At 46.4% G+C, this 7,049-nt stretch carries 9 protein-coding genes; 5 read left to right on the plus strand and 4 right to left on the minus strand.

Annotation, left to right across the window (positions count from 1 at the left end):
- Positions 1 to 37: 37 nt before the first annotated feature.
- Together DSM107010_RS35995 and DSM107010_RS36000 are read right to left on the minus strand one after the other, a co-directional pair.
- Positions 38 to 529, minus strand: coding sequence for a hypothetical protein (locus DSM107010_RS35995; RefSeq protein WP_127025272.1), 492 nt, complete (start codon positions 527 to 529; stop codon positions 38 to 40).
- A gap of 55 nt (positions 530 to 584) precedes the next feature.
- Entirely contained in the window at positions 585 to 824 is a 240-nt protein-coding gene (locus DSM107010_RS36000) for a hypothetical protein (protein ID WP_106171555.1), read from the minus strand.
- A 172-nt stretch (positions 825 to 996) separates the two neighbouring features.
- Between DSM107010_RS36000 and DSM107010_RS36005 the strand changes: the two genes are divergently transcribed.
- The 4 genes from DSM107010_RS36005 to DSM107010_RS36020 all read left to right on the plus strand — a co-directional run bounded on the left by DSM107010_RS36005 (position 997) and on the right by DSM107010_RS36020 (position 2,121).
- Entirely contained in the window at positions 997 to 1,194 is a 198-nt protein-coding gene (locus tag DSM107010_RS36005; protein WP_106171558.1) for a hypothetical protein, read from the plus strand.
- 116 nt (positions 1,195 to 1,310) lie between these two features.
- Positions 1,311 to 1,496, plus strand: coding sequence for a hypothetical protein (locus tag DSM107010_RS36010; RefSeq protein ID WP_106171561.1), 186 nt, complete (start codon positions 1,311 to 1,313; stop codon positions 1,494 to 1,496).
- 170 nt (positions 1,497 to 1,666) lie between these two features.
- Positions 1,667 to 1,909, plus strand: coding sequence for a type II toxin-antitoxin system HicB family antitoxin (locus DSM107010_RS36015; RefSeq protein WP_106171563.1), 243 nt, complete (start codon positions 1,667 to 1,669; stop codon positions 1,907 to 1,909).
- Positions 1,906 to 2,121, plus strand: a complete 216-nt coding sequence (locus DSM107010_RS36020; RefSeq protein WP_039712721.1) for a type II toxin-antitoxin system HicA family toxin — start codon at positions 1,906 to 1,908, stop codon at positions 2,119 to 2,121. The genes DSM107010_RS36015 and DSM107010_RS36020 overlap by 4 nt, the downstream gene beginning before the upstream one ends.
- Positions 2,122 to 2,291: 170 nt before the next feature.
- Here DSM107010_RS36020 and DSM107010_RS36025 read toward each other — a convergent pair whose 3' ends face one another.
- Positions 2,292 to 3,470, minus strand: coding sequence for a hypothetical protein (locus DSM107010_RS36025; protein ID WP_127025274.1), 1,179 nt, complete (start codon positions 3,468 to 3,470; stop codon positions 2,292 to 2,294).
- 147 nt (positions 3,471 to 3,617) lie between these two features.
- Positions 3,618 to 4,835 carry a glycosyltransferase gene (locus tag DSM107010_RS36030; RefSeq protein WP_106170209.1) on the minus strand — a complete coding sequence of 406 codons (1,218 nt, stop codon included), beginning with the start codon at positions 4,833 to 4,835 and terminating at the stop codon, positions 3,618 to 3,620.
- A gap of 861 nt (positions 4,836 to 5,696) precedes the next feature.
- Between DSM107010_RS36030 and DSM107010_RS42645 the strand changes: the two genes are divergently transcribed.
- Positions 5,697 to 6,854 (plus strand): GAF domain-containing protein, encoded by a 1,158-nt coding sequence (locus DSM107010_RS42645; RefSeq protein ID WP_106170212.1) that lies wholly within the window; start codon positions 5,697 to 5,699, stop codon positions 6,852 to 6,854.
- The last annotated feature ends 195 nt before the right edge of the window (positions 6,855 to 7,049 follow it).

Below are 7,049 nucleotides of genomic sequence, written 5' to 3' on the forward strand. Positions count from 1 at the left end.
AGCTGAGACTATTGTGTGTGTATTTTGAGCATAGGTCTCAGTTTTCTTTTTGGCTAGTTTTTCTCATCGAACTCACGTTGCTCATTGCCCTGGCGAACAGCATATTTCTCGCAAACTTCCCCATATTTTGAGTTCCGGCTTTTTGTGCATCAGCCGTACTAAACTCGCTCACGCCAATTTCTCGTCCCCCATCGAAGAAGGCAATTTTACAAATGCGATCGTTTAGTTCTAAAACTCGATAATCATAGCGAGGGCTTCTTTTGACTGCTGCTGCCATCAGATTTGCTCCAATTGCTGGCTTTCCTTTGATGATGTAAATGCCGCACATCGAGGAAAAAGCTGGAAAACCCAGCTCCGCTCCTGCCAAAATCTTCACCACCGCTTGCGCTGCTTGTTTGCAATCTTCAAAAAATCCAGAGCGAGACAGGATTTCACCTAAGCGTTGCAAGTCGTCAATTGTATCGATTTTGAGATGAGGAGCGATCGCCAGTGTTGATAAGTCTTTGTGGGTTGGTATGATGTCACTCATAGTTTTCTCCTACAAATAGAAGCTGGAGGCTTTGTACCTCCAGCCAGGTTATGAATCAGAACGGCGCTTCTTCAAAGCTCGGTTCGTTGTAGGAGACAACGGAGTAACCCTTCAACCAGCTACAGGCTGCAACCAATGAGGCAATCGCTTCTTTGCTTGGCTGCGTCACTACCACATCAATTGTTCTAGTAAATTCTGGTACGCCCTGATAGTCACGCTCTTCGCTGGCTAGATCGACGTAGTAGCGATACCACTGTTTTGCGCCAACTGCGTCGGGTGCGGTAAGATATGCCATAATAAGCTGTTCCTTTTTCGTAAAGGGATAATGGGCGGTTAGCTTCCAGGGTCCAATCTAGAGAGCTACCGCCCCTGATATGTTTGTATTCTACCATGCTAAACATGGTAGGGTCAATAGTTAAGCCATGCTAGACTTGGAATAGAGAGTAGCTGACTATGCTTGTATAAATATGGCAAGGGTAAGAGACGAAAGAACGGGGAAGTTTTGCTTGGTAGAATCAGAACCAATTAGCAAAAAGCAGATTGGGGTAAGATTGCCCTTAAGTATGGAAGAAAAGTTAAGGCAAATTGCTGGAAAAGATATGAGCGCGTGGGTTAGAGAAGCGATCGCCGAGAAGTTAGAGCGAGAACAGCAAGCATCTGCATGAGTGAAAATTCCGAAATCCTCTGACAACTAGTAGTCAAGAAAGACGGCGACAAGTATACAGCTATTACTCTTTCTGGTAGCTACTCTGTTACCTCCAGTTCTCCGATCAATGTCGTGATGAACTGGGGTTTTTGGGTGTGTGATGGGATCAAAAAGTATCGCAATAACGAAATTAGCTTCGAGTATTTCATGCAAAGGCTAGGCGTAAGCGAAGCCGAAGCTAGATTGATTCTCGACAGCCAAGAAATTATCGAGTTAAGCGACGAGCGACTGCAACTAGATCGATTGCTTCGAGACAAATGAATTTAGAAGATGCTAAATATTAAATGCTTCAGCTCTACAGTGGTAGCAACAGACGTTTTGGAGGAGAAAGAACTGTGCTTTCCCCAATGCAAAGCCTAAAGAAAGGGATTGGAGCACCAATTGTCGAGCTATCCTAAAGGCAGGAAAAGATACTCAGCCTATAGCTCTATATGAAACTATCAATCGAACTTGATACCGAAGAGGACGGCAGATTCATTGCTGCTGTCCCAGAAATACCAGGAGTACTCGTCTACGGCTTCACTCAACAGGAGGCAATCGCGAAAGCACAAGCTCTCGCTTTACGGGTACTGGCAGAGCAGGTAGAGCATGGTGAAGCGACTCAGCAGCTCCTAACGCTGTTTCGACTACCCCCAGAGCTGGCAACAGAGTCAATTGCATCGACATCGACATGAGCCAGTGGAGCGCTACTAAGTCCAGGCGCGTGCTTGCCGCCCTATTCCGAATTGGTTGGAGTGTCAAGCGCGAGACAGCCTCCTCTCATAAAATTCTTCAGCGCGATGGCTGGACTGATGTCGTGTTTGCTTTTCACGACGGGGAAGAAATTGGTCCTCGCATGTTAGCCAAAATCTCTAAGCAAACTGGATTACAACCAGAAGATCTTTGACATAGTCGCCATTTATACTCTTGTCATAAAAAACTCCTCGCGACTAAAGCTGGAGTTGTCCCCGTTAGGGGTGCCTGTAACGCCGTTTGGTGATGTTGACTTCCCCCAGTTTACATCGATCGTTTCGGTTGAGAGAAGCGCTCGCGCAAAGACTGAGCCAGACAATCTCGCTAGAATCGCCCGTGTCCGATATCCTTGAGTGCCGCCAGAGCAGCCCGATCCCGATCCATTTCCCAATCTCCATGAATGCTGAACATACTGAAGAACAGAACGTTGTGGAGTTTCTGGCGCCGAGCGTAGGCAGCCATGTCCCGCAGCCACAGCGCTCGCGCCTCTCGCCCGTGCCGACCCTTCCACTCTCCATCGGAGCCGCCTGGGTTGAACCAGTTAGGGTCCGACCCACACTCGCTAATCGCCACCGGCTTGTTGACACCGAACTCCGCCATCCATTTGCGCAGCGTCGCGATTGCATCTTCCCTCAGTTGACCCCCGTACATGTGAGTGCCGATGAGATCGGCATATTTTCCAATACCTGCCTTGAGGAGAGCGCGGTTGTATTCCGTATTCGGTCTTTGGGCGGGAGAGGACTCCACGAGGATGCCCCGATCCACTTTTTTAATCGCCTCGTAACATGCCTTTTGCATCTTCACTACAGTAGCGGGTTCGACTTTCGCCCGTTGTCCTTCACCGTAGTCGAGGTCTGGTTCGTTATCCACTATGTAGTAGCGTACCGTATCCTTCCAATGACGAGCCACTTGACCGCATTTCCAAGCATAGTTCTTCGTCCACTGGACGGGATCGTATCCGGCAGCATCGAGTTCCCACCTGAAAGCGATTACCATGTGAAGGGCTAACCCTTGAGCCAAGTGCTCTTGAATCACTAAGTCACGCCGAGAAAAATCGCACGGCTCGCCCTCCCGCTCGCACTTCATCTTGTCTGCTCCGGTGCGGACTGCGGTGAGACCGAGAGCGGAGATCCGCTTTGACACCATTTGGCTGAACTCTTGGGAGTCATCATATCCAGTGCCGTTGTTCACGCCAAAGATGACTTTCCCGTCTCTTTGTTGCAGCATACGAGTCTTCGAGTCTGCACTCGTGCAGGAAAATGGCAAAATCATACTGAGGATAAGTACACAGCACAGAAGTATGAGTTTTGAACTGTTCATTGGATCAAGGCGACTACGAGTTGACCGATTGTTATGCGATAAAGACCAGCTACGTGCATAATTTCTCATACTGTAAACTTTTGTCAGGCGGTTATGTATTTGTTTGTGCCAAACATCACCTGCTGGAATTCTTTTGGGTAAAGCTAAACGACCTTTTGACAGACCGATTGGAGTTTTCGCCAATTTAAAAGGTACTAGCCAGGGTATTTCAGACCAAGCTTGTCAAGCATCAAGCGCGTCAGTTTCTGCACGATGGCTACGAGAACGCCACGACAGTGAGCTGGGGCGGATGATGCTAAATCCATTCCCAGATAGCGCGCCCAGTTCCATTTAAGGCGAGTTCCAGGATTCCTTCAGGATCGGTTCAAGGGAGTCCGAAAACAGCCTTATTTCCGAAGCGTCACAATTAGATGCGTTCGCCCTAGCCAAGATCGTTTGAGCCAGGTTTTGCAAGTTAGCTTTTCGAGCCGCCATTGCTGGCGTACTATCCAGTCCGACTGTCGCTAAAATTGTTTCCCAACGGTAAACCCAATCATGCCGTAGCAGCGAGTTCACCACATTATCAGTACGGATTTTTTGTAAGCGCTGTGGGTGAGCGTCAAGTTCGGCCAGAATTTCAGCAATGTGAGGCACATCGTAGGGAATTTCGATCGCTGCACCCTCCCAGTCGAAATGTTGATGAAATGATTTGGATTCGGGCGGCACTCCCAGCATGACTGTTCCTGCTGCGGCTCCCTCAAAAAAGCGCGCGCCCACTTCTTGTTGTCCGCCTGTGGCATTTGTATCGTCAAATTTCGCTCTGTTAGCAATGAAATAACGGCTCTTTTTCAAAATATTTCTATATAAGCTGCGATGATATTTATAGTCGATGGCGTATAAGTCTCTGAGAGTTTCATATATATAAAAAAAACTGGTGTTTTCTGCTATCTCCAGTAAAGCTTGGTGCGTTACCTGCGAGCGACGACCAACACTATAAAGATCGACACTGCGTTCTCGCTCCAAGGGATAAGGACAGAACTTAATTGCATCAACGCCAAAAGGAATATACTCACAAGGGCGCTGGACGATCTCAGCTACTCCTGAAATGCTATTGCTAAAGTTCATGAAAATTCGATCGAAGTCTTTCAAAAGACTTAGTTGTGCTTTCCAGCTCTGAAGATCTTTCGCCCAAATTTCATCGAGCCAAACTACAGCTTTGTGGCAACGCTCGCGCCAACCCTTAATTGAATTAATACAGAGGATATCTTGCGGGGACTGGCAAAGAAAAAAGAATAAGTCATAGTCTTGCTGGAGCTGAACTTGATTGAACAATGGATTCATTAGCTTGCTATGACCAATCGCTTTGGCTGCATGATTTGCTAGCTTATTCGTCACTTTGAATAAGTTGGGTTGAAAATTTGGTGTCAGCAGCTCGGCTGAGTCTAATTCGCAAATCGCATCTTCCAGCTCGTACAAATAACAGCGAGCCACATGAAACTTAATATTTCGTAAGGACAACAATAAAACCCGAGCGTCTTTTTGAGGATTAAGCTTCAATGCTTCTGTCATAGGACTTCTACCTGCTGAAGATTTTCTGCTTGACTTTTGCAGCAGCTACAATAGCTACTCTCGAATTTCCGCAAACAAGTTAGAGCAAATTTTTCACTGCTTGCCCGTCCTTGTTTCTCGCGCTGCGCTGCTCGACAAATTTCAGTACGATCTTTGGTGCTGTCACCTCTATACTCCGGTCAAATGAAAAACCTGTCAATTGGGCACCAATCTCATCGTTTGTCAATTAGGTAAAGTACGGGAAAGTGCAAGTATTTATTTTTTTACAGATAAAAACACTTTTGATTCAGCAAGTTTTTACAACACCACCCCTAAAGGTATTGTTAGCTTCTAAATGCCTGTTACATGCTCCCCTGAGAGACTGTGTTAGACTACTGTTATCTATCGATAGCTTTCAGCTTCTAACTTCCCTTTGCAATCGTGGTGACAATAGCAGACGCAAAAAACTACCAGCAAGAACGCCGATCCGGGAATCGAGGCAGCATTGATTTATTTGCACCGATGGTAGATTTTAACATCATGTCAGAGGTAGGGAAAACTCCGCCATAGAGCGTGCGCGTAGCTTCACAAAGAACTTCATCCAAAATTAAGGTCGTAGTATTAGTACGCCAGTCTGCCAACTTTGCCGTTTGGGAGAAGCTAAAGTGTTGGCTAATTCTATAGATCTATTTAGGGATTCTACAGGACCCCTAAAGCTCCCTCCTAAATTATTTGTAATCCATATTGCTACCAAAGCAATTACCTGGTACTGGAATACTAAGTTGCTGTGGCGCTGGCATCAGAAAAACGTGGAAGTTCGAGCGCAAAAGTTTTCCTGTCTCGATCTCCCAAACACTAGATGAGATTCTGAAGCATTGAATCATGAACGTACAATTATCTAACTTCAAATGGAGACGATTGAGAGAAATATCAGTCACGACTATACTTAAATGGTTGCCAACATCTGCATCAGCCGTAATTTTACGCAATCAAATATATCGCACAATTTTTAAACATATAGGTAAAGCAGTTTATCTTCAAGACGGTGTTGAATTTAGCGGGACTCGTAATCTTGAAGTCGGCGATCGCGTTTGCATTTACCGAGGGGTACGGGTCAATGCATCAGAAAATAACTGTAGGATTTCGATTGGCGAGCGCGTAGTTCTAGAACGTGGAGTTGAGATTGGCGGCGGCGAAAACTGCCAGATTGAGATTGGCAAACAGACGTTTATTGGACCATATACTTGTATTGATGTGTCTGGTGATGTCAAAAGTGGCAAACATTGTTCGATTGGAGATGATTGTTGGCTGGGATATGGAGTCAAAGTTCTTGATGGTGTCACTATCGGTCGGGGTAGCATTATTAGTGCTGGAGCAGTCGTAACTCAAGATATTCCACCAGACTCAGTTGCAGTAGGCGTACCAGCGCGGATAATCTCTAACCGCAAGCCACTCAAGCTAGTCGAGCGAAGCAGCGTTCTTGAACACGTTCACGTATTTGAAGACAACAACCGCCTGTTTTCGCTCAGTTCTTCCTTGAGCCAAATGGAAATGACTGCGCGGCTCAGCCACCAAAGCGCTCAGCCGCGCGCTCGAAGTTTATCTTCTCAATTCGTCGTCAACAATCTGCTATACGACCTACTCGAATGTATTCGCCAAGTCATGCACGTTGATACAGTTACAGTGCTACTACGTACAGCCAGCGAGCAGCAACTAACCGTAAGTGCTACTTTGGGGCTGGAAGAAGAAATAGAAACAAAAGTCAAAATACCTATAGGACAGGGCTTTGCCGGTCAGGTCGCTGCCAGTCGGGAACTAGCGATCGTCTACGATCTAGCGCAGGCAAATGTTTTTAGTACAATTTTACGAAAAAAAGGACTGCACTCAATGTTAGGCGTACCTTTACTGGCTAAAGATCGAGTTATTGGGGTATTTCACGTTGGTACGTTTCGCCCTCGACACTTCACCTCACATGAGGCACAAAGAATGCAATCCGTCGCCGGGCGCATTGGCTTAGCAGTGGGACCATTATTAGACTAGTCCAAAATATTAGTTGAGGAAAAGAAAAATGATAAAACGTTTAAGTCAGCGTCTACCCAGCCTACATTGATTTCTTTGGTTGGGAGAAGCGCTCGTACTGAGAGAGAGCGATTTTTTTCGGGGGAGATCGGCGGCAATCAGTGGTTTTAAACACTAATCATTCCAAAGACCTTGAAACCTGGCAGATGCAAGTTC

It is taken from the genome of Chroococcidiopsis cubana SAG 39.79, from assembly GCF_003991895.1.
Lineage (GTDB): Bacteria > Cyanobacteriota > Cyanobacteriia > Cyanobacteriales > Chroococcidiopsidaceae > Chroococcidiopsis > Chroococcidiopsis thermalis.